General features: G+C 73.9%; 14 protein-coding genes and 1 pseudogene. 5 read left to right on the forward strand and 10 right to left on the reverse strand.

Features of this window, described 5'->3' with window-relative positions; genetic code table 11:
* Positions 1-1,173: pseudogene (locus tag IG88_RS0135965) on the reverse strand (beta-ketoacyl synthase N-terminal-like domain-containing protein); the annotation flags it as partial.
* A complete protein-coding gene (locus IG88_RS0135970) occupies positions 1,170-2,438 on the reverse strand; it encodes a PucR family transcriptional regulator (RefSeq protein WP_234332455.1) in 1,269 nt (422 codons plus the stop codon). The gene IG88_RS0135970 and the pseudogene IG88_RS0135965, both read right to left, overlap by 4 nt.
* Positions 2,439-2,764: 326 nt before the next feature.
* Here IG88_RS0135970 and IG88_RS0135975 point away from each other — a divergent pair, with 326 nt between their 5' ends.
* Positions 2,765-4,075, forward strand: coding sequence for an acyltransferase domain-containing protein (locus IG88_RS0135975; protein WP_031050536.1), 1,311 nt, complete (start codon positions 2,765-2,767; stop codon positions 4,073-4,075).
* Between the two features lie 105 nt (positions 4,076-4,180).
* Here the strand turns inward: IG88_RS0135975 and IG88_RS0135980 are convergent, their stop codons facing one another.
* The 4 genes from IG88_RS0135980 to IG88_RS0135995 form a co-directional block, all read right to left on the reverse strand.
* Positions 4,181-5,374, reverse strand: coding sequence for an acyltransferase family protein (locus IG88_RS0135980; protein ID WP_051852199.1), 1,194 nt, complete (start codon positions 5,372-5,374; stop codon positions 4,181-4,183).
* 336 nt (positions 5,375-5,710) lie between these two features.
* The gene (gene msrA, locus IG88_RS40730) at positions 5,711-6,268 is read right to left on the reverse strand and encodes a peptide-methionine (S)-S-oxide reductase MsrA (protein WP_063760674.1); all 558 of its coding nucleotides are present in this window, start codon (positions 6,266-6,268) and stop codon (positions 5,711-5,713) included.
* Positions 6,269-6,333: 65 nt separating this feature from the next.
* Complete coding sequence (locus IG88_RS0135990) at positions 6,334-7,761, reverse strand: sensor histidine kinase (protein WP_031050545.1); 1,428 nt, start codon at positions 7,759-7,761, stop codon at positions 6,334-6,336.
* 56 nt (positions 7,762-7,817) lie between these two features.
* Positions 7,818-8,972 (reverse strand): rod shape-determining protein, encoded by a 1,155-nt coding sequence (locus IG88_RS0135995; protein WP_031050548.1) that lies wholly within the window; start codon positions 8,970-8,972, stop codon positions 7,818-7,820.
* 282 nt (positions 8,973-9,254) lie between these two features.
* Here IG88_RS0135995 and IG88_RS0136000 point away from each other — a divergent pair, with 282 nt between their 5' ends.
* Positions 9,255-12,899 (forward strand): S8 family serine peptidase, encoded by a 3,645-nt coding sequence (locus IG88_RS0136000; RefSeq protein ID WP_031050549.1) that lies wholly within the window; start codon positions 9,255-9,257, stop codon positions 12,897-12,899.
* A 267-nt stretch (positions 12,900-13,166) separates the two neighbouring features.
* Here the strand turns inward: IG88_RS0136000 and IG88_RS0136010 are convergent, their stop codons facing one another.
* From IG88_RS0136010 to IG88_RS0136020, 3 genes are all read right to left on the reverse strand, one after another.
* A complete protein-coding gene (locus tag IG88_RS0136010) occupies positions 13,167-14,543 on the reverse strand; it encodes a carboxyl transferase domain-containing protein (protein ID WP_031050551.1) in 1,377 nt (458 codons plus the stop codon).
* Entirely contained in the window at positions 14,536-15,993 is a 1,458-nt protein-coding gene (locus tag IG88_RS0136015; protein ID WP_031050553.1) for an acyl-CoA synthetase, read from the reverse strand. The genes IG88_RS0136010 and IG88_RS0136015 overlap by 8 nt, the downstream gene beginning before the upstream one ends.
* A 75-nt stretch (positions 15,994-16,068) precedes the next feature.
* The gene (locus IG88_RS0136020) at positions 16,069-17,505 is read right to left on the reverse strand and encodes an SLC13 family permease (RefSeq protein ID WP_031050555.1); all 1,437 of its coding nucleotides are present in this window, start codon (positions 17,503-17,505) and stop codon (positions 16,069-16,071) included.
* Between the two features lie 197 nt (positions 17,506-17,702).
* Between IG88_RS0136020 and IG88_RS0136025 the strand changes: the two genes are divergently transcribed.
* Positions 17,703-18,410 carry a FadR/GntR family transcriptional regulator gene (locus tag IG88_RS0136025; RefSeq protein WP_031050557.1) on the forward strand — a complete coding sequence of 236 codons (708 nt, stop codon included), beginning with the start codon at positions 17,703-17,705 and terminating at the stop codon, positions 18,408-18,410.
* 84 nt (positions 18,411-18,494) lie between these two features.
* Here the strand turns inward: IG88_RS0136025 and IG88_RS0136030 are convergent, their stop codons facing one another.
* Positions 18,495-19,097 (reverse strand): hypothetical protein, encoded by a 603-nt coding sequence (locus IG88_RS0136030; RefSeq protein ID WP_031050559.1) that lies wholly within the window; start codon positions 19,095-19,097, stop codon positions 18,495-18,497.
* A gap of 135 nt (positions 19,098-19,232) precedes the next feature.
* Between IG88_RS0136030 and IG88_RS0136035 the strand changes: the two genes are divergently transcribed.
* Positions 19,233-20,006 (forward strand): IclR family transcriptional regulator, encoded by a 774-nt coding sequence (locus IG88_RS0136035; RefSeq protein WP_031050560.1) that lies wholly within the window; start codon positions 19,233-19,235, stop codon positions 20,004-20,006.
* Entirely contained in the window at positions 20,003-20,863 is an 861-nt protein-coding gene (locus tag IG88_RS0136040) for an SMP-30/gluconolactonase/LRE family protein (RefSeq protein ID WP_031050562.1), read from the forward strand. The genes IG88_RS0136035 and IG88_RS0136040 overlap by 4 nt, the downstream gene beginning before the upstream one ends.
* Positions 20,864-20,955 lie beyond the last annotated feature (92 nt).

Here is a 20,955-nt window from a genome sequence, read left to right on the forward strand (position 1 = left end):
CACCCACACCCCCCTCCACCAACCCCGCCACACGCCCCGCACCCACCCGCAACGCCTCCACCGAACGCCCCGACACCACCACCGGCACCACACCCGGCACGGGCCCCCGCTCCGGGGCCTCCTCCGGCTCCGGAGCCTGCTCCAGCACCACATGGGCATTGGTGCCGCTCACACCGAAGGAGGAGACGGCGGCCCGCCTGGGACGGCCGGTCACCGGCCAGGGGCGGTTCTCCGTCACCAGCTCCACCGCGCCCGAGGACCAGTCCACCGCCGGCGTCGGCTCGTCCACGTGCAACGTCCGCGGCACCACCCCGTGCCGCATCGCAGCGCCTGGGCCTCGATCGGGTCCCCCAGCTTCGTGCCCGTGCCGTGCGCCTCGACGACGTCGACCTCGGCCGGGGACAGCCCCGCACCGGCCAGCGCCTGCCGGATCACCCGCTGCTGCGACGGACCGCTCGGCGCCGTCAGCCCGTCGGCCAGCGCGAGCGAGCACTCGCCGCCCCGCAGGGCATTCACGGCGTGGTGGATCGCCACCAGCGAGGACGAACAGGCGGTGTCCATGCTGACCGTCGGCCCTTCCAGGCCGAGGACGTAGGAGAGGCGACCGGAGGCGACACTGGTCAGCATCCCGGTCATGACGTGGCCCTCGGTGTTCGTCGCCGCGCCGTCGACCGAGTAGCCGGTGTACATCACGCCGACGAACACACCGGTGTCGCTGCCGCGCAGCGAGCGCGGGTCGATGCGGGCCCGCTCGACGGCCTCCCAGGAGGTCTCCAGCAGCAGCCGCTGCTGCGGGTCCATCGCCTGGGCCTCACGCGGCGAGATCCCGAAGAACTCGGCGTCGAACCCCTTGAGGTCGCTGAGGAACCCGCCGTGGCGGGAGTAGAACTTGCCCGGGGCGTCGGGGTCGGGGTCGTACATCGCGTCGACGTCCCAGCCGCGGTCGGCCGGGAACTCGGTGATGGCGTCGACGCCGTCGAGGGCCAGTCGCCACAGCTCCTCGGGTGTGGACACGTCGCCGGGGTAGCGGCAGCCGATGCCGACCACGGCGATGGGCTCCGACCGGCTCGACTCCAGTTCGTCGACCCGGTCCCGGGCCTTCTTCAGGTCCGCGGTGACCCACTTGAGGTAGTCGAGGAGCTTCTCGTTCTTGTTGTTCTGGTCGCCACTCACCTGGACACCGCCCGAATCGAGTTTTCCAGTCCTGCCGTTCCCGCCGCGGGCTCCGGCCCGGCCAGCACCGCCGAGCCGAGCCGTTCCGCCAGATACAGCGCGAGGTGCAGCCGCAGGTGGTCCTCCCGCAGGGACCGCCCGAGCATCTGCTCCGCCTTCTTCACCCGGTAGACCACCGTGTTCTTCGCGATGTGCAGGTGCTTGGCCGTGACGGCCACGGCCCGCTCGTTGTCCAGCAGGCACCGCACGGTCTCGCGCAGGGCGGCCATGGTCTTGCTGTCCTCGGCCAGGGGGCCGAGTTCGCGCCGTACGAAGTCGGCGGTCGCCTCGGCGTCGTTGCCGAGCAGTATCACCAGCTCCAGGGCGCCGTAGTCGCACAGCCGGGACGGCCCGTGCTCGGTGATGCGGCCGACCCGCTCGGCGGTGACCGCCTGCTCGTGCGAGCGCCGGAACCCGGCCACACCGTCACCGGGGAGCCCGGAGGCGACGTGGATGTGCGCGGGCACCTCCACCGTCTGGTCCGAGTGCCGCAGGGCGTGCGGGCGGCCGGAGGCGCGGCCTCCCCACGCCCACAGCCTCCCCGGACCGGCGGGCAGCAGCAGGGTGGAGGAGCAGCCGGCCTGCTCCAGCAGGCGCTGCGCCGTGGTTGCCAGTTCGTGACTGCCGTCCGGGGTGACCTCGTCCTGCCAGACGACCAGCGCGATGTGGTGCAGGGTCAGCTCGTAGCGCAGTTGGCGCATCGCCCGGCGGTTGCCGACCGGCTTGCCCTCGAGGATCGAGGTGACCAGTTCGAAGCGCTCCGCCGCGGGGCCGGCGAACCAGCGGTCCCGCTCGGTGGCGAACTTTTCGGTCACCGCGGCCGAGAGCGTCTCCATGCCCTCGAACAGGTCGGCCGAGATGGCCCGCATCATGGCCGGCTGCTCCTCCGCGGGGACGTGCTCCTCGCAGAATTCGAACAGCTCGCGGGTGAAACTCGCGTGGGTGGCGCGGACGTAACGCAGCAGGAGATCGACGGTCGTGCTGTCCGCGATGTGTTCCCGAATGGCGTTCGTGAGTTCCGTCGAAAGGAGTCCGGTAATGCTGCGGACTCCGCTCAGCCGCATCATGATCCAAAGGGCGATCGACTCGACGAGGCGGGTGTCACTGCAGGATTTCCGGTCGAATCGGGAGAACGGTTCCTCGGCCAGTTCGGCCAGTAACAGTCGGCTGTTCTCGATCGCCCAGCCGGTCGCACCCGAGCCGACACGACGTACGGACTCCTCCACCAACTGGGCGTTGGTGGAGGGGAGATGGAGTACCGAGTCGTCAGCCGGACGCAGTAGGTGCAGTAAGGAGTAGAGCGACGGGATCTGTGGTTGTGCATGAATGGCGGTCTGTGATATGGGGTAGCCTGACAACGAGCAGCCTCCGTGCTGAAAGCGGTCGCGACTGGGTGTTCGAAGCCTGGCACGGCCGCGACTGCGGGGGGTAACGTTCCGGTAACTGGAATCTCTTTGTGGAATTACCGGGCGGTGGGTCCCGACGCGCGTGACGCGGATATCTTGCCTTTCGCGGTCCATTGATCGGCGGCGATGAGGAGTTGCTCGTGTCCATGTCGGCCTCACAAGACGTTCGAATCGGCGCCGGCACGGTGCCCTGGGTGCTCTCCGGGCGCAGCGAGGCCGGCCTGCGCGGCCAGGCGTCCCGGCTGCTCGCCCGGATCGAGGCGGACTCGACGCGTGATGCCGTCGACGACGTCGCTCAGGTGGGCCGGTCGCTCGTGGCGGCCGGCGCGGCCAACGAGTACCGGGCCGTGGTGCTGGGGAGCGACCGCGAGGGACTCCTCGCCGGGGTGCGCGCGCTCACCGAGGGGCGGGCCGCGCCCCACGTGACCAGTGGCCGGGCGACCAAGGAGGCGCGGGCACAGGCCCGGCCGGTGTTCGTCTTCCCCGGCCAGGGCACCCAGTGGGCCGGCATGGCGGTCGAACTGCTCGACGGGTCCCCGGCCTTCGCCGCGGCGGTCCGGGACTGCGAACAGGCCCTGGCGCCGTACCTGGAGTGGAGCCTGGAGGACGTGCTGCGCGGTGCGCCGGACAGTCCGCCGCTGGACCGGGTGGACGTCGTGCAGCCCGTGCTGTTCTCGATGATGGTCTCGCTCGCCCGCATGTGGCGCCGTTTCGGCGTCGAGCCCCGGGCGGTGGTGGGCCACTCGCAGGGCGAGATCGCCGCCGCCCACGTCTGCGGCGCCCTGTCCCTCGCCGACGCCGCCCGGATCGTCGCGCTGCGCAGCCAGGCCCTGACGGCGATCCGCGGCCGTGGCGAGATGCTGACCGTGATGGCCCCGGTCGACCGGGTGCGGGCGATGCTCGCCGAGTGGGACGGCGCCCTGTCGGTGGCCGCGGTGAACGGCCCGGGCACCGTCACGGTCTCCGGCGACGTCGCCGCGATGACCGGGTTCGGCGCCAAGCTCCGCGCGGAGGGCATGATGCGCTGGCGGGTGCCGGGCGTCGACTTCGCCGCGCACTCCGCGCACGTGGAGGACCTGCGGCAGACCCTGCTCGACCTGGCGTCCGAGGTGGAGCCGGCGCACACCGAAGTCCCCTTCCACTCGACGGTCACCGGCGAGCGCGCCGACACCGCCGGGCTGGACGCGGAGTACTGGTACCGGAACCTGCGCCAGGAGGTGCGTTTCGACGCGGCGGTGCGCTCGCTGATCACCGAGGGCCACACGGTCTTCGTGGAGTGCAGCGCCCAGCCGGTGCTCTCGGTGGGCATGCAGGACATCGCCGAGGAACTCGGCCGCCCCGTCGTGCCGATGGCCACGCTGCGCAAGGACGACGGCGGCCCCGGCCGGTTCCTCGCCGCGCTGGCGGAGGCGTACGTGAACGGCGTCGCGGTGAACTGGACGGCGGCCTTCGAGTGACACCCCACTGGGGCTGACACCTTGCCGGGGCCCGTCCGGCGGACGGGCCCCGGCAAGGACGCCTCGTGCGCCCGGGCGGTCTTTGGCCACCCGGGCGCACGCGTGTCACCGTGCGGATCCCGCTTCCACCGGGGGCGCCGCCTGGGGGAAGAGCGGCGTGCCCGTGCCGCCCGGCTTGTGCCGGCCGAAGCGCCGTACCAGCGGCTTCTCCACGCACAGGTACAGCACGGTGGCGATCGCCCCGGCCGCCACGAGTACGCCGAGGGACATGAGCGCGCCGACCCCCAGGGAGAACGTACGGGTGCCCAGCAGCTCGGCGGTCGTCACGATGGTGATCCAGTGGACCATGTAGAACGCGAAGGAGATCTCGCCGAGGAATACCACGGTGCGGTTGCGGAACACCGAGGTGGTCTGCCGCCGGTCCGCCACCGCGGCGGCGGCGATCAGCGGCGCGGTCCAGATGGTCGCCAGGCCGGCCGAGCCCGCCAGGTACGGCTCGTACAGTGCGATCACGTAGCCGGCCACGGCGAGGACGAAGGCGGGGACCAGGCCGATCCGCGGCCACCGCCCGGCCGCGACCACCCGCGCCAGCAGGATGCCGAGGACGAACTCCAGCGCGCGCACCGGCGGGAAGAAGTACACGAACCAGACCTGCTTGAACGACAGTTCGCCGGAGACGGAGAAGGCCAGCAGCCGCGGCTGGTCGCTCACCACGTAGGTGCCGATCAGGAACGCCCCGGCGATCAGCAGGACCACCACGCCCAGGGCGGGCCACAGCCACTCGTCGCGGATCCGCCGCAGCACCGGCAGCAGCGCCGGGAACATCAGGTAGAAGAAGAACTCGCAACACAGCGACCAGGCGACGCCGTTGACCGCGGCGCTGGTCTCCACGCTGGGGAACCACGCCTGCTGCATGGTCGCCGCCGCGATCCAGTCCACGGTGCGGGTGGGCCGGTCCGTGCTCACCACGAGGATGGCCGCCAGCGCGAAGGTGACCACGTGCATGGGGCCGATCTTCGCCAGGCGGCGGCGCCAGAACGAGGGCGCCGTGTCGTCGGAGCGTGCGGTCCAGGTCAGGACGAACCCGCTCAGGATGAAGAAGAAGCCGACGCCGTAGGAGCCGGACAAGGTGAACTTGTCCCGCAGGTCGTCGCCCGTCTCGCCCGGAATGAGGGTCGTGTACCAGAGGATGTGGGTGAGGAAGACGAGCAGGGCCGCGAAGGCCCGCAGCCCCGTCAGCGACGGCAGCCGGGAGGGCGCCGACCCGCCGGACGTGCCCTTGCCGCCGACGGCGCTCACGCCGGATTCCCGAGTCACCATGTGATCACCGGGCCCGGGCCGGGAAGCGCGCAATCGTCGGCGGGACGCGGGGCGAGCGGCGGACGATTCGGGGAACTGATCTGCCTGTGCACAGGAATGCGAACCCGTGCTGTCGGGGAGCCTGACAACGAAGTGCCTCCGTACCGGAATGCGGGACGCGACTGGGTGGCCGCAGGCTATACGCGGATTCTCGGACGGCTGGTAATCGGCTGGTAATCGTCCGCCGGTGACGCAATTACCGGACGGTTACTCCGCGCGGCCGGCCGGCCCCCTTTTCCGGTTGGGACCGGCCGCCGCGGGCGGATCTTCGCGGGGTCAGTCGGTGTCCAGGCCCAAGGACCGGAGTTTCGGCTCGATGACCGCCCGGCAGTACGGCTGGCCGCGGTTCTGGTTGTAGAAGTCCTGCTGGTCGGCGTCGGCCACGAAGAACTGCGCGTACGGCCGCAGGTCGGTCACGATGTCCCGGCCCAGCTTCTGCCGCACCAGCTCCATCACCTTCTCGGCGCTGGCGCGCTGCTCGTCGTCGGCGTAGAAGATCGTCGAGTGGTAGATGGAGCCGCGGTCCGCGCCGCTCTGGTTCGGCGTCGTCGGGTCGTGGCTCTCGAAGAAGAAGGCCAGGACCTCCTCGCGGCTGATCACGTCGGGACGGAACGTCAGTTGTACCGCTTCGACGAATTTCTGCGGGTTCCGCCCGTAGCGCAGGTAGTCCTCGTAGTTCGGTGGTGGACCGTGATCTCCGGCGTACCCGGCGACACTCGCGGTTATGCCCGGTGTGCGACGCGCCACCGCGTCGAAAGACCAGAAACAACCGGGACCGAGTGTCAGAGTTTCGACGGAATCGGCATTCTCATTTACGGACACCGCATCGGCCATAGGAGCCCTCTCCAGACTTTCGTCCGTATCTTTTTTGGAGTGTAGCAGCGCCGGGTGACGTGTTTTCAGCCGCTTATCGCGTGCTGCCAGACGCTCCTCGTGCCCCGGCCGCCGCCCTCGCCCGCGGGGCGCTCGCCGTCGTCGAAGACCGTCAGCCGCACCTCGCCCGCAGGGCCGCCGCCGGTCGCGTCCACCGTGACCTCGACCCGGGTGGCCCCCGGCCGCCGGGCCGCGTCGGCCAGGGCCTGGCGCAGGGCGGTGACCAGCCGGTCCGCCACCGCCGGGGGAACGCGGGTGTCGACGGCACCGAGGAAGTGTGTGGACGGGGGGAAGCCGAGCAGGGCGGCGGCGGACGCGGTCTCGCGCAGCACCCGGCCGCGCAGGCCCGTCGGGGGCTCGGCCGGGGGCTGCTGGAGCGCGAGGATGGTGGTGCGGACGTCCTGGACCGTGGAGCGCAGCTCGTCCACCGCCCGGCCCAGGAGGTCGCCGATGTCCCCGGCGCCGGGGCGGCGCCGGGTGGACTCCAGCATCATGCCGGTGGCGAACAGCCGCTGCACCACCAGGTCGTGCAGGTCGCGGGCGATGCGGTCGCGGTCCTCGTAGACCGCCAGCCGTTCCCGGCCGCGCCGGGCGTCGGCCAGGACCAGGGCCAGTGCCGCCTGCGAGGCGAACTGCGTCGCGAGCAGCCGTTCCAGGTCCGTGTAGGGGCGCCCGCCGCGCCGGCGGGGCAGGGCGAGGGTGCCGATGAGCCGGCCGCTCGCCTGGAGGGGCAGCATCATGCTCGGCCCGAACCGGTGCCGTACGTGGGTCGTCATGCGGGGGTCGGTCGCCGAGTCGTCGATGAACACGGGCTCGCCGCCCAGGAGTTGAGCCAGGACCGGGCTGCCCGGCGCGATGGTGGCGCCGAGCATGTCGTCCGGGTCCTCGGGCGTCGAGGCGGTGACGATCTCCATGCCGCCCTCGGCGGTCGGGTGCAGGATGACACCCGCGGCGGCGTCGGCGAGCAGCCGGGCCCGTTCGGCCACCGTGGTCAGCGCGTCGTCGGTGCCCTCCTCGGTGAGCAGCGCGGTGGTGACGGCCGCCGCGCCCTCGATCCAGCGCTCGCGCTGCCGGGCGCTCTCGTGCAGCCGGGCGTTGCCGACCGAGATCCCGGCCTGCGTGGCCAGGACCCGCAGCAGTTGCTCGTCCTCGGCGGTGAACGGGCCCGCGCCGGGCCGCCCGGAGAGACGCAGTTCGCCGAACTCCTCGTCCCCGACGCGGACCGGTACCCGCAGCGACGGTGCCGTCCGCGGTGCGGGCTCCGCCGCCGGGGCGCGGAACTCGGCGGGGCCGTCCCCGCCGGGGCCCGTGACCACCAGGGTCGCGCGGGCGCCGGTCAGTTCGGCGGCGGCGTCCACGACGTGCCGCAGGACGGTGCGCGGATCGGCGTCGGCGGCCAGGCCCAGGACGGCTTCGAGGAGGCGGGGCAGTCGGGAGGCGGGCTGCGCGGTCATCCGTCGGGCTTCCTCGGTCTCCTTGCCTGTCCCCGTCCGGCGTCCTCCCGGGGCGGTCAGTCGGAGCCGGAGCCGGAGCTGTTGCCGTTTCCGGAGTCGGAGCCGGAGCCGGAGCCCGCGACCGTGGCCGCGCCCGCTCCCGCGCCGACTCCCGCGTCCGAGGTCGTCGGGTGCAGGACCAGCGGCTCGACCCGGCCCTCCAGCATGCTGCCGAGGCCCTGGACGGCGCACACGTCGGGCCGCTCCGCGATGTGCACCGGCATGCCCGTGGCCTGCCGCAGCATCTGGTCGAAGCCCGGCAGCAGAGCGCTCCCGCCGACCATCATGATCCCGCGGTCGGCGAGGTCGGCGACCAGGTCGGGCGGGCAGTCCCGCAGCACCTTGCCGATGCCGTCGAGCACGGCCGTCAGCGGCGTCTGGATGGCGTTGCGCACCGTGGCCGTGTCGACCCGCACACTGCGCGCCAGGCCGGTCGCCACGTCCCGGCCGTGGATCTCGGTGGACGCCGGTCCCTGCGGGGTGAGCCCGTTCCCGGCCAGGGCGAGCTGCAGCGGGCGCACGGACTGGCTGGGCAGCACCAGTTCGTGCTGGTGGCGCAGGAGCTGCACGATCGCGTGGTCCACCGCCTCGCCGCCCACCGGGATGCGCTCCGCGGTCACGATCGAACCGAGGGAGAGCACCGCGACCTGCGTGGCGTGCGCGCCGCACACCATGATCATGGTGGCCTCGGGCCGCTCCACGGGCAGTCCGCAGCCGACCGCCGCCGCGATGAGGGTGTCGACGAGTTCCACGCGGCGGGCGCCGAGTCCGACCAGCGTCTCGATGGCCGCCCGCTGGGACAGCGGGTCCGCGTCGTGCGGGGTGCAGACGGCGGCCCGGAGCCGGGGCTTGCGGCGCAGGGCGCGCCGGACCTTGTCACCGAGCAGGTGGCGCAGCATGCGCTGGGCCATCTCGATGTCGACGACCGTGCCGCCGGAGACCGGACGCACGACACGGATGTAGCCGGGGGTGCGGCCGGTCATCTTCTCCGCGAACTCGCCGACCGCGATGAGCGCTCCCGTGCGGGTGTTGACCGCCGCGGCGGACGGCTGGTCGACGACCAGGCCCACCCCCTTGACGTACACCCGGGTCCGCGCCGCGCCCAGGTCGACGGCGAAGTGACAGCGGCGCAGTGCCTCCAGACTGGCGGTACTGGCAGTACTGGCGGTCATGGCGAATCCTCCCGAGAGCGCGGACCGTGCGGGGCCGGCGGGTGGCCGGTCTCCTTCGCATGGTGCGCGGGGGCGCGGGCGGACGCCCGCTGGAGGGGGCCGGGCGGGGGGCCGCTGAACGGGGGGCGTACGGGCGCCGTCACCCCGCCCCCCGGGGACCTGGCGGGAACCCGCCAGGGCAACTATCCGCCGCCTCTGGTCAACTCCCCTGGCCCACAAGCCCCCTGAGACTGCTCACAGCACTCGTCACAGCACTCTACGACGACACGAAGAGAGACGTGGATGAGCACAGGACCAGTCAGACGCGGGGCGGCCCTCCTGTCGGCGGGACTCGTGGTCGCGCTGCTGCCGGCCGGGGCGGCGGCAGCACAGGAAGCGCCGCCGGACCCGGCGCACCAGCGGGCCCCCGCCCGCGCGGCCGACGCGGCGCGCACCGTCACCCTCGTCACCGGCGACCGGGTCACCGTCACCGACCTGGGCGGAGGCAGGAAGACCGTCGCGGTCGACCGGCCCGAGGGCGCCACCGGCGCCGTGCGCACCAGCAGCTCCGGCGGCCGGACCGTCGTCGTACCGGACGAGGCCCTGCCGTACCTGCGCGACGGCAGCCTCGACGAACGGCTCTTCGACGTCGACGCGCTGCTGGAGCAGGGGCTCGCCGACACCGAGACCGGCGAGCTGCCCCTGATCGTGACCTACGGCAAGGGCGCGCGGGCCGCCGTCCCGAAGGGCACCGAGCGCACGCGGGCGCTGCCCAGCGTGCGCGGGGCCGCCGTCGAGGCGGACAAGGGGCGGGACTTCTGGCGGGAGTTCACCCGGGGCGGCGCCGGTGTCGACGGCGTGTGGCTCGACGGGCGGGTCACCGCGGCCATGGCCGAGTCCAACGCGCAGATCGGCACCCCCGAGGCATGGGAGGCCGGGCTGACCGGCAAGGGCGTCACCGTCGCCGTGCTGGACAGCGGCGTGGACGCCGGGCACCCCGACCTCGCGGGGCGGATCGCGCAGAGCAAGAGCTTCATCCCAGGCCAGGAGGTCGCCGACCGGCACGGCCACGGCACGCACGTCACCTCCACCGTGGGCGGCAGCGGAGCCGCCTCCGACGGCAAGGAGAAGGGCGTCGCGCCCGGTGCCACCCTCGCGGTCGGCAAGGTCCTCGACGACGAGGGCTTCGGCAGCGAGTCCGAGATCATCGCCGGCATGGAGTGGGCCGCCCGGGACGTGGACGCCGACATCGTCTCCATGAGCCTCGGCTCGACCGAACCCAGCGACGGCACCGACCCCATGGCCGAGGCCGTCAACACCCTCTCCCGCGAGACCGGCGCCCTGTTCGTCGTCGCGGCCGGCAACACCGGCGCCCCCTCCTCCATAGGCTCGCCCGGCGCGGCCGACGCCGCCCTGACCGTGGGCGCCGTCGACTCCGCGGACCAGGCCGCCTGGTTCACCAGCGCCGGGCCCCGCTACGGCGACAACGCGCTCAAGCCCGACCTGTCGGCCCCCGGCGTCGGCATCCTCGCCGCCCGCTCCCGGCTCGCCGAGGGCAGCGGCGACTACACCAGCATGGACGGTACGTCGATGGCGACGCCGCACGTCGCCGGGGCGGCCGCCCTGCTCGCCGAGGAGCACCCCGACTGGAGCGGCGCGCGGCTCAAGGACGCGCTGATGTCCACCTCGAAGCAACTCGACGCTCCCGCCCACCAGTTGGGCGCGGGCCGGGTCAGCGTGCCGGACGCCGTAGAGGCCGACGTCACCGCGACCGGCAGCGCGGACCTCGGCTTCTACTCCTGGCCCTACGACGGCAACGAGCCCGTCACCAGGACCGTCACCTACACCAACTCCTCCGACACGGACGTCGAGCTGCACCTGTCCGCGCGGGGCGCCCCCGAGGGCGTCGTCACCCTCGCCGACACCTCCCTCACCGTGCCCGCGCACGGCACCGCCGCCACCACCGTCACCGGCGACGGGTCCAAGGCGCCGGTCGGCGACACCAGCGGGCAGATCGTGGCGGCCGACGCGGGCGGGACCACCCTCGCGCACACCGCGTTCGGGCTGGTCAAGGAAGAGGAGCGGTACACGCTCACCGTGCACGTCAAGGACCGCTCCGGTGCCGCGACGCCGGCCGACCTGACCGTCCAGCGGCTCGCCGGGGGCGTCGACCCCGTCCCCGCGCACGTCGGGGAGTCCGGCACCCTGGAGCTGCGGCTCCGGCCCGGGACGTACAGCCTGACCTCCTTCCTGGACGTGCGCGGCAGCCACGGCGCCGACTCGCTCGGCCTGGGCTTCCTCGCCGCCCCCGAGGTCGTCGTCGACCGCGACCGCGAGGTCACCCTGGACGGCCGCGAGCTGCGCGAGATCAGCGCCGACGTCCGGCGGCGCACCGAGACCCGGCAGCTCCTCATGGAGTACGACCGCACGGCGAACGGGGCCGACCTGTTCGGCGCCGTCCAGGTGCCGCTGACGTACGACAGCGTCTTCGCCGCGCCGACCCGGAAGGTCACCGAGGGCGGCTTCGAGTACCGGACGGTGTGGCGGCTCGGCAAGCCGCTGCTGGAGGTGAAGGGGATCGGTGAGGCCACCGTGCAGTCCGGCGGCACCCTGATCGAGGGACGCACCCGGCTGCCGCTCGTCGACGTGGGCGCCGGGCCCTTCCCCGACGGCGTGCGCGGCAAGGCGGTGCTCGCCCGGCTCGCGCCGGGAACCGAACCGGCGGCGCTCGCCCGGGCGGCGCAGGACGCCGGCGTCAAGGCCCTGTTCGTGACCGACGACGCCCCCGGCCGGCTGACGGCGTGGTGGGGCACGGACGACAACGCCGACCGGCCGCTGCAGATCGCCACGGTCTCCGCGGCCGACGCCGCCCGGCTGCGCGAGGCGGGACGGGCCGACATGACCGGCACCCGCAACACGCCGTACGTGTACGACCTGTCCGAGGGGCACGAGGGCGCCGTTCCCGACCGGGACCTCACCTTCAGGCCGGGCCACCGCGACCTCGCCGAGCTGAGCGTCAAGTACCACGGCGACGCGCCGGAGAGCGGTGGGGAGTTCCGGTACTCGATCACCGGCACCTTCCCGGTCGGTCTCGGCTTCCGGGAGCGGATCGACTACCCGGTCGAACGCACCGAGTACGTGTCCACCGGACCGGGGCAGCTCTGGCACGAGACCGTGACCGGCGCCGGTGAGGCGCTGGAGGAGCGCGGCGGGCTGGTCGCCTACCGGGGCGGGTCGCGCGGGGAGCTGAACTGGTTCAAGCCGGTGCTCCACCCCTACCTCGGCACCGGCCTCGGCTGGGGGCAGCAGCGCGCCGGAAACCGGCTCCAGTTCAACGCTCCCGGCTGGGGCGACTCCGGGCCCGACCACACCGGCTTCGGCGACGTGTGGAACGCGGACAGCGGCATGACGCAGACCACGTCGGTGTACCTGGACGGCGAACTGGCCGACCAGGGGCCGGGTTCCACCGCGTACGTGTGGGACGCGCCGGCCGGCGAGCACACCTACAGGCTCGTCACCGACACCGCGATCGACGCGGCACGCCGGCCGCTCGCGAGCGAGGGCCACGCCGAGTGGACCTTCCGGTCGGCGGCCACTCCGGAGGACCGGTGGACCCGTCTGCCGCTCATCAACCTCTCCTTCGACGTGGACACCGACCTCGCGGGGACGGTGCGCGGCGGGAAGAAGCTGCGCATCGGGCTCGGCGCGGAGTACGTGGCGGACGCCCCGGACACCGGGACGCTCGGCGGCGGAAAGCTGGACGTGTCCTACGACGGGGGCAAGAGCTGGCAGCAGGTCCGGCTGCGTGCCGGTGACGGCAAGGCGTCCTGGCAGGGCACGGTGAGTGTGCCGCGCGACGCGGAGCACCTGTCGCTGCGGGCCTCCGCGCACGACGACCGGGGCGGCTCGGTCACGCAGCGGATCGTGCGGGCGGTGGCCGTGCGGTAGGCCCGGGACCGGGCCCGCACACGCGGACGGCGCCGCCTCCCTGGGACGGGGAGGCGGCGCCGCCTGGGTTCTCGGACCGTCAGACCAGCCAGCCGACGAAGTGGACGAGGCCGGCGAGGATGTCGGTGAGAAGGTTCATGATCGTGCAGCTCCTTGCGCTGTTCGTGCGCGGAACCCGTGGGCTCCGCCGGGACTACTGGGACATGTGCGTCAACTACGGTCTGCAGCCCGTCGCTTGCACACCGTAAGTATCGTTGGTCCCTGCAGTCACATGGGCTCTCCAGAGCGACGATCACCTGTTCCAGGGAACAACTGCTCGTTTGTTCGGACCACGCCAAGCTCGGTCAAGTCCTGTGGCCGAAGACGGAGTTGACCGGCCGTGGCGCGTACCTCCTCCGGCGGGCGCTTGAGGATCGCCGCCGCGTGCTCCGGCGCGATCACGGAGAAGTAGCTGTCCGGCGTGGCCCAGGTGGCACCGGGCGCGGCCAGGGCCAGCGCGCCGCCCGAGCCGCCCTCGCCGATCACCAGCGTGGTGACCGGCGTGCGTGCCGAGGCCACGGCGCCGAACAGGTCCGCGATCGCCGGGCCCACCCCCTGCCGCTCCGCCTCCGCGTCGTTGGCCGCGCCCGGCGTGTCCACCAGGGTCAGCACCGGGATGCCGAGCCGGCCGGCGAGGCGGACCAGCCGGGTCGCGGTGCGGTACCCGGCGGGCCGGGTCGCCGTGCCGGTCTGGGCGGCGTACGCGACCGTGCGCCCCGCGTGCGTGCCGAAGCCGCACAGCATGCCCTCGGGGTCCCGGCCGCCGCAGCGGTCGCCGGACAGGGCGACGCGGTCGGTGAAGTAGGCGTCCAGGTACGCCCCGGCGCGCGGGCGTCCGGGGGCGCGGGCCCGCCGTACCGCCTCCCAGCCGTCGGCCGGCAGGTCCCGGGCGCCCAGCGGCCCGGGCACCGGTGCCGGACCGGCGGACGGCGCCGTCAGCAGCCGCAGCCACCGCCCCAGCGTCGCGCGCAGCTCCCCGGGCGGTACGACGGCGTCCGCGCTGCCCGCCGCCACCTGCGCCTCGGCCGTGTACGCCGCCGGGTCGGCGTCCGGCGGCCGGACCCGGGAGCCCGCGAAGCCGACCTGGGCGCCGGGCAGGGCGAGGACCACGTCGGCGCCCGCGCCCAGCGTCGCCCAGCCGCCCCCGGTCGCCGGGTCCCGCACCACCGCGACCTGCGCCAGCCCGGCCGCCCGGGTGAGCGCCGACTCCCGTGCCACGCGTTGCAGTTGGGTCAGCGCGAGCATCCCCTCCTGCATCCGGCTGCCACCTGTGGCGACCAACGGCACCACGGGCAGCCGGTGTTCACGGGCGTACCCGTACGCGGCCTCGATCCGGTCGCCGGTGCGGTGGCCCAGGGAGCCGCCGAGGAAACCGAACTCGAAGGAGACGAACACGGCTCGGGTGCCCTCGACGCGGCCGGTGCCGCAGACGACGGACTCCTCCTCGCCGGTGCGCTCGGCGGCGCGGGCCCGCGCGGCGTCGTAGCCGGGCCAGCCGAGGGGGCCGTCGGGCCGCCACCCGCCGTGCGGGTGGGGGAGTTCGGTGAAGGAGGCGTCGTCGGTGACCAGGGCGAGGAACTCCCGGGCCCCCAGGCGCTCAGCCACGGTCCAGCGCCCGCTTCATGATCTTCCCCATGTCGTTGCGGGGCAGCGCCTCCAGGTACCGGACGGCGCGGGGCCGCTTGTGCGGGGCCAGCCGGTCCGCGACATGGCCGGCCAGCGTGTCCAGGGCGGGTGGCGCGGCGGGGTCGGCCGGCACGATCCAGGCCACGATCCGCTCCCCGAGGTCGGCGTCGGGTTCGCCGGTGACGGCCGCCTCCCGGACCGCCGGGTGTTCGAGCAGGGCGTTCTCGATCTCCCCGGCCCCGATCTTGTAACCGCCGCTCTTGATCAGGTCGGTGGCCTTGCGGCCGACGATGCGCACGTAGCCGTCGGGGTCGCGCACCGCCATGTCGCCGGTACGGAAGAAACCGTCCCCGGTGAAGGCGGCGGCGGTGGCGTCCGGGCGGTTGAGGTACTCGGTGAACAGGTTCGGGCCGCGCACCTGGATCTCGCCGACGCTCTCCCCGTCCAGCGCCGCGATCGGCGTGCCGTCCTCCTCCACCAGCCGCAGCTCCACGCCGGGCAGCGGCACGCCCACCGTCCCGGCGCGCGGCTCGCCGTCGGCGCGCACGCTGGTGTTCATCAGCGTCTCCGTCATGCCGTACCGCTCGATCACCCGGCGCCCGGTGGCGGCGGCGATGCGCTCGTGGTCGTGCACCGGCAGCGCGGCCGACCCCGACACCAGCAGCCGTGCCCCGCCAAGGGCCTTCGCCAGCTCGGGGTCGCCGGGGAGCGTCTCGGCGATCCGGTGGTACATCGTGGGGACGCCGAACAGCATGGTCGCGCCGTCGTTCAGCTCCCGCGCGGCGCCCTCGGGGGAGAACCTGCCCAGGTGCCGCACCGACCCGCCCCGGCGCAGCGGGCCGAGCACGCCGAGCACCAGCCCGTGCACGTGGAACAGCGGCAGCCCGTGCACCAGCACGTCCTCGCCGGTCCACTGCCAGGCGTCCGCGAGCGCGTCCAGGGTCGTCGCCAGCGCCCGGCGGGGGATGACGGCACCCTTGGGCGGTCCCGTGGTGCCGGAGGTGTAGACGACGAGCGCGGGATCGCCCTCGCCGGTGCGGTCCTCGGGGACGGTCCCGCGGGCGCGCACGTCGACGTCGACGCGCTCCAGGGCGGCCAGGGCGGGCGGGAGCGCGGCGTCCGGGGGCGCCAGGACGAGGGAGGGCGCGCTGTCGGCGAGGATGTGCGCGAGTTCCCTGTCGCCGGACTTCGGGTTGAGCGGCACGGCCGCGACCCCGGCCAGCAGCGCCGCGACGACGGCCACCGCCGTCTCCATCGCCGGGGCCGCCCAGACCGCGACCCGGCCGGCGCCGCCGATCCGCCCGGCGGTGGCACCCGCCGCGGCGGCGAGTTCCGCGTAGGTCAGGGAGCGCTCGCCGAACCGCAGCGCGGGCCGGGCGCCCGGGGCGCCGGTCGGGGCCGGGGAGAGGGCCGGGAAGAGAGAGGACACGCGAAGTACTCCTTGGTCGTCGTCCGAGAGCCGTCGCTCAAGGCTGCCGGATGCTGCCGGGTTTCCGTCGGTGGTCTACCCGAGACCGGGCACCACCAGCACGAGCCAGACCAGTGCCGGCACGGCCGCCACCACGATCCCGCCGTAGACCATCAACTGGCGGAAGAAGCGGTCCCGGTCCACGTCCGGGGCCGCGGCCAGCACCAGCGCGCCGTTGGTCGAGAAGGGGCTGACGTCCACCACCGTCGCCGACACCGCGAGCGCCGCCACCATGCCGACGGCCCCGATCTCGCCCTGTGCGAGGAAGGGCACCGCCAGCGGGATCAGCGCGCCCATGATGCCCACGGAGGACGCGAAGGCCGACACGATCGCGCCGATGTAGCAGAGCAGTACGGCGGCCAGCAGCGGGACGCCGATGCCGCCGACGCCCTCACCGGCCCAGGTGATGGTGCCCATCTCCTCCAGCACGCCGACGTAGGTGAGGACGCCGCAGATCAGCAGCACCGTGGACCAGGCGATCTCACCGACCGCGCGGCGGCTGTCGTCAGGCCACGCGGTGCTCAGCACGACGGCGAGGGTGACCGCGCTCAGGCCCGCGTCCAGGTCGAAGCCGAGGACGGCCACGACGAGCGCGACCAGCGCGGCGAGGGTGGCGGTGCGGGCCGGGGTGAGCCGGATGCCGGAGCCCTCGGCGCCGCCGCCGCCCCCGCCGGGGCGGACGGCGACCGCGGCCGGGGCGGCGCCCTCGGTACCGGGAGCCGTGCCGGTGCCGCTGCCGGTGCCGAGGGCCGCCCCGCTGCCGTCGGAGCCCGCCCCGGCATCCGTGCCGGTGGGTCCCGCACCCGTGCCCGTGGACCGCGCACCCGCGCCCGAGCCGCCGCCGTCCTGCGGTGTCACCGCACCGCGCGCCCACAGCTTCCGCCCGCCGAGCACCGCGAACAGCACGGCCGCGATGAGCAGGTTGGCGACCAGCGAGGCGAGGAAGAGGCCGACCTCGCTGCCCGGGAGCTTCTCGCGCTCCACGATGCCGTTGACGATCGAGCCGTAGATGCTGATCGGCGAGAACCCGCCCGCCTGCGCGCCGTGCACCACCATCGTGCCCATGAGCAGCGGGCTGATCGAGTACCGGGTGGCGAAGCTCAGGGCGATCGGCGCGACGATCGCCACCGCGGCCGGGCTGACCGCGCCGATCGCCGTGAGCGCACCGGTGAGCGCGAACATCACCCACGGGATCAGCGCGACCCGCCCCCGCACCAGCCGTACGGCCGCGTGCACCAGCCAGTCGGTGGTGCCGTTGGCCCGGGCGATGGCGAACAGGTAGGTGACACCCACCAGGACGACGAACAGGTCGCCGGGGAACCCGGCGAAGATGCCGTCCGCGTCGAGGTCGGCGACGAGCGTGCCCACCCCGAAGGCGGCGGCGAAGGCGAGCGCGCCCATGTTGACGGAGCGGGTGGTGGCGATGACGAACACCACGACGAGGACGAGGATCGAGATGAGTTCGGGGGACATGCGGGGGCTCCCGAGTGCTGACCTGACTGCCGGTAGGAGTGGCCGAGTGGCTGAGCCACTTGAGTGGTGCGGTTGGCTGGTCAGCGTGGGCCCGGCGGGGGCCGGCGTCAAGGGGTCGCGCAACAATTGGCTCAGCCACTCGTCCAGCCGGGCCGCCGTCGCCCCGGTGCTACGCTCCGTCGAGGAGGGGGGACCTCATGACCGACGCCCTGCGCCCCATGACCAGGCAGCGCCTGTACGAACAGGTGCTGGAGCGGCTGCGCCAGTACGTCGCCGACGGCGGCCTGCGGGCCGGTGACCGGCTGCCGCCCGAGCGGGACCTCGCCCGGCGCCTGGGCGTCAGCCGCGCCTCGGTGAAGCAGGCGATCGTGGTCCTGGAGGTGCAGGGCCTGGTGGAGGCACGGCACGGCGGCGGCACCTACCTGGTCCGCGACAGCCTCGACGCCGAACCGGTCGAGAAGATGGTCGAACGCCGGCGCCGCCTCCCGGACGTCCTGGAGGCCCGCGAGGCGCTGGAGACCAAGCTCGCCGAACTGGCCGCCGAGCGCCGCACGGAGGAGGACCTCGCCGCGATGCGGGCCGCGCTGGACGTGATGGCCGAGGAGACCGGCCGGGGCGGTCACGGCGTCGAGGGCGACCGGCTGTTCCACGCGGCGGTGACGGCGGCGGCGCACAGCAGCCTGCTCGCCGAGTTCATGCGCTCCATCGCGCCCCAGATCGCCGAGAGCCGCACCGAGTCCCTGCGCCAGCCCGGCCGCCCCGGCCGCTCCCTGGCCCAGCACCGGGCGATCCTGGACGCCGTCGCCGCCCGGCAGCCCCGGCAGGCCGCCGCCGCGATGCGCCGCCACGTCCGTACGGTCGCCAAGGTCCGCCTGCTGGACTGGGACCCGGAGGCCGAGCGCTGACCGGGGGCCCAGCGCTGGGCGAGGGGCGAGTGCTGAGCGAGGGGCGAGTGCTGAGCGAGGGGCGAGCGCTGGGCGGGGTCCTGACTAGGCGTCGACGGCCGTGCGCTGGAGCAGTCCCCAGGTGAACTCCGCGACCACCCCGTGCGGTACGCCCTCCCGGTCCGGGGCGGTGAAGGCCAGGCCCCACCGGGTCGGCGCCGAGCCCTGCAGCGGGCGGGCGGGGGCGAAGGCGCGGGCCGCCTCGTCGACCGTGCAGGACCAGGGCGTCAAGTCGTCCAGGGTGCGCAGCGCGGGTGCCGGTGCGCCCGGCGCGCGCACCAGCCACTCGTTCCAGACGGCGCCGTTGTCCGCGACCAACACCTCGAAGCGCAGGCCGGGCCACAGGGGCAGCGCCCACTGCCGGGCCTCGCACTCCAGGTCGCCGATCCGGCGGGGCGCCACCGACTCCGGCTCGCCGAGGACGGAGCGGTACCGGGAGGCGGTCGAACGGGAGCGGGGGGAGCGCAGCATCGCCTGCCAGCGCCGGTTGGCCTCGCGCATCTCCGCGACCGAGGCGCCCAGTTCGCGGCGGGCGTCCTCGACGGGGCCCGGGTTGTGGTCGGCCATGCGGCGCAGCAGGACGAGCTGGAAGTCGCGCGGGGTGAACGGTCCCGCGGGGTGCTTTCCGGTCGGCATGGCCACCATCATCGCCGACGGGGCGGGCCGGGGTGCGCACCACGGCTGCCGCCCGCCCATTGCCCGGGCAAACCCGATGTGAGTAGCCTGTGTTCGTCATTCCGACCGTCTGTTGAAATCTCGAACACACTAGGGAGGGGGCTGGACATGGGACGCCTCGTGCCGGCCGTGACCCGGGCTCTCGACATACTGGAGCTCTTCCTCGACGGGGACGGCACGCTCTCCGCCCCCGACATCGTGCGCCGGCTCCAACTGCCGCGGACCACCGTGCACGAGCTGGTCACCACGCTCGCCGCCCGCAAGTACATCGTCCCGGTCCCGGGCCAGTCCGGACGGTACCGGCTCGGCGTGCGTCCGTACCAGCTCGGCGCCCGCTACGCCGAGCACCTCGACCTCGCCGCGGAGGGCCAGCAGGTCGCCCGGACCGTCGCCGAGACCTGCGACGAGACGGTGCACGTGGCGATCCTGGAGGACACCGACGTCATCTACATCGCCAAGGTCGACTCCACGCACGCGGTGCGCATGGTCTCCGCGGCCGGGCGCCGGCTGCCCGCGCACTGCACGTCCGTCGGCAAGATGCTGCTGGCCTCGCTGCCCGAACCGGAGGTCGCCGCCCGCTTCCCCGAGGGAGCGGGGCTGACCGCGATGACCCCGAACAGCATCACCGACCCGGCCGCCCTGCGCGAGGCCCTGGCCGCGATCCGCGAGCGCGGGGTCGCCGTGGAGAGCCGCGAGTCCAACCCGGACGTCTCCTGCGTGGCCGCCCCGGTCCGCGACCGCACCGGCCGCGTCGTCGCCGCGCTGTCGATCTCGGTGCCCATGATCCGCTGGAGCGAGGAGCGCCGCGCCGAGCTGGAGCAGCTCGCCGTCAAGGGCGCCGCCGACCTCTCCGAGCGGCTCGGCCACCGGAGCGCGGCATGACGGCGCCCGGCACGGCCTTCGAGGTGGCCGTCCACGAGGAGGCGGCCCTGGGGGAGGGGCCCACCTGGGACCCGGCGACGGACCGCCTCCTGTGGCTCGACATCCTGAACTCCCGCGTCCACACCTACGACCCGGCCACCGGTCGGCGCACCCTGCGCCGCACCGAGCAGCACGTCGGCGCCGTCAAGCCCCGCGCGGGCGGCGGCCTGGTCCTCAACCTGCGGGACGGCGTCGGCCTGCTGGACCCCGACGACACCTTCCGCTGGCTGCACCGCGAACCCGTCCCCGGCCGCCGGGCCAACGACGCCGCCGTCGCCCCCGACGGCACCCTGTGGGCGGGCACCATGCGCTACGACGAGGCGCCCGGCGGGGGCACGCTGACCCGGTTCACCGGCGACGGCACCGCCGAGACCGTCCTCGACGACGTGACGGTGAGCAACGGCACCGGCTGGAGCCCGGACGGCCGGCTGATGTACTACGTCGACACCCCGACCCGCCGCATCGACGTCTTCGACGTCGCCGGGGACGGCCGGGTCGCGCACCGCCGCCCGCTGGCCGAGGTCGAGGACGGCGCGGGCTTCCCCGACGGCCTGTGCGTCGACGCCGAGGGCTGTGTGTGGGTCGCCCTGTGGGACGGCGGCGCGGTACGCCGCTACACCCCCTCCGGCGAGCTGGACCGGGTGATCACCCTCCCCGTCCCCCGCGTCACGGCCTGCGCCTTCGGCGGCCCGGACCTCGCCGACCTGTACATCACCACCGCCCGGGTCGGCCTCCCGGCCCCGCACCCGCTGGCGGGTTCGCTGCTGGTGGTGCCGGGGGCCGGACGGGGGGTGGCGCAGCCCGCGTTCGCCGGGTGAGCGGTGCCCCCGCTGCCCGGGGGCGTCCGCTCACTCGCTCGTGCGGTCCAGCCCGGCGAGCAGCCCGCGTTCGTGGGGCGTCAGCGGCGGTC

Source organism: Streptomyces sp. NRRL F-5650 (assembly GCF_000721365.1).
Taxonomy (GTDB): domain Bacteria; phylum Actinomycetota; class Actinomycetes; order Streptomycetales; family Streptomycetaceae; genus Streptomyces; species Streptomyces ardesiacus.

What these genes read in the sequence shown, in the direction of transcription:
- IG88_RS0135975 (WP_031050536.1), top strand. Translation starts at nt 2,765, where the DNA reads ATGTCGGCCTCACAAGACGTTCGAATCGGCGCCGGCACGGTGCCCTGG.
- msrA (WP_063760674.1), bottom strand. Translation starts at nt 6,268, where the DNA reads ATGGCCGATGCGGTGTCCGTAAATGAGAATGCCGATTCCGTCGAAACT.
- IG88_RS0135990 (WP_031050545.1), bottom strand. Translation starts at nt 7,761, where the DNA reads ATGACCGCGCAGCCCGCCTCCCGACTGCCCCGCCTCCTCGAAGCCGTC.
- IG88_RS0135995 (WP_031050548.1), bottom strand. Translation starts at nt 8,972, where the DNA reads ATGACCGCCAGTACTGCCAGTACCGCCAGTCTGGAGGCACTGCGCCGC.
- IG88_RS0136000 (WP_031050549.1), top strand. Translation starts at nt 9,255, where the DNA reads ATGAGCACAGGACCAGTCAGACGCGGGGCGGCCCTCCTGTCGGCGGGA.
- IG88_RS0136020 (WP_031050555.1), bottom strand. Translation starts at nt 17,505, where the DNA reads ATGTCCCCCGAACTCATCTCGATCCTCGTCCTCGTCGTGGTGTTCGTC.
- IG88_RS0136025 (WP_031050557.1), top strand. Translation starts at nt 17,703, where the DNA reads ATGACCGACGCCCTGCGCCCCATGACCAGGCAGCGCCTGTACGAACAG.
- IG88_RS0136030 (WP_031050559.1), bottom strand. Translation starts at nt 19,097, where the DNA reads ATGATGGTGGCCATGCCGACCGGAAAGCACCCCGCGGGACCGTTCACC.
- IG88_RS0136035 (WP_031050560.1), top strand. Translation starts at nt 19,233, where the DNA reads ATGGGACGCCTCGTGCCGGCCGTGACCCGGGCTCTCGACATACTGGAG.
- IG88_RS0136040 (WP_031050562.1), top strand. Translation starts at nt 20,003, where the DNA reads ATGACGGCGCCCGGCACGGCCTTCGAGGTGGCCGTCCACGAGGAGGCG.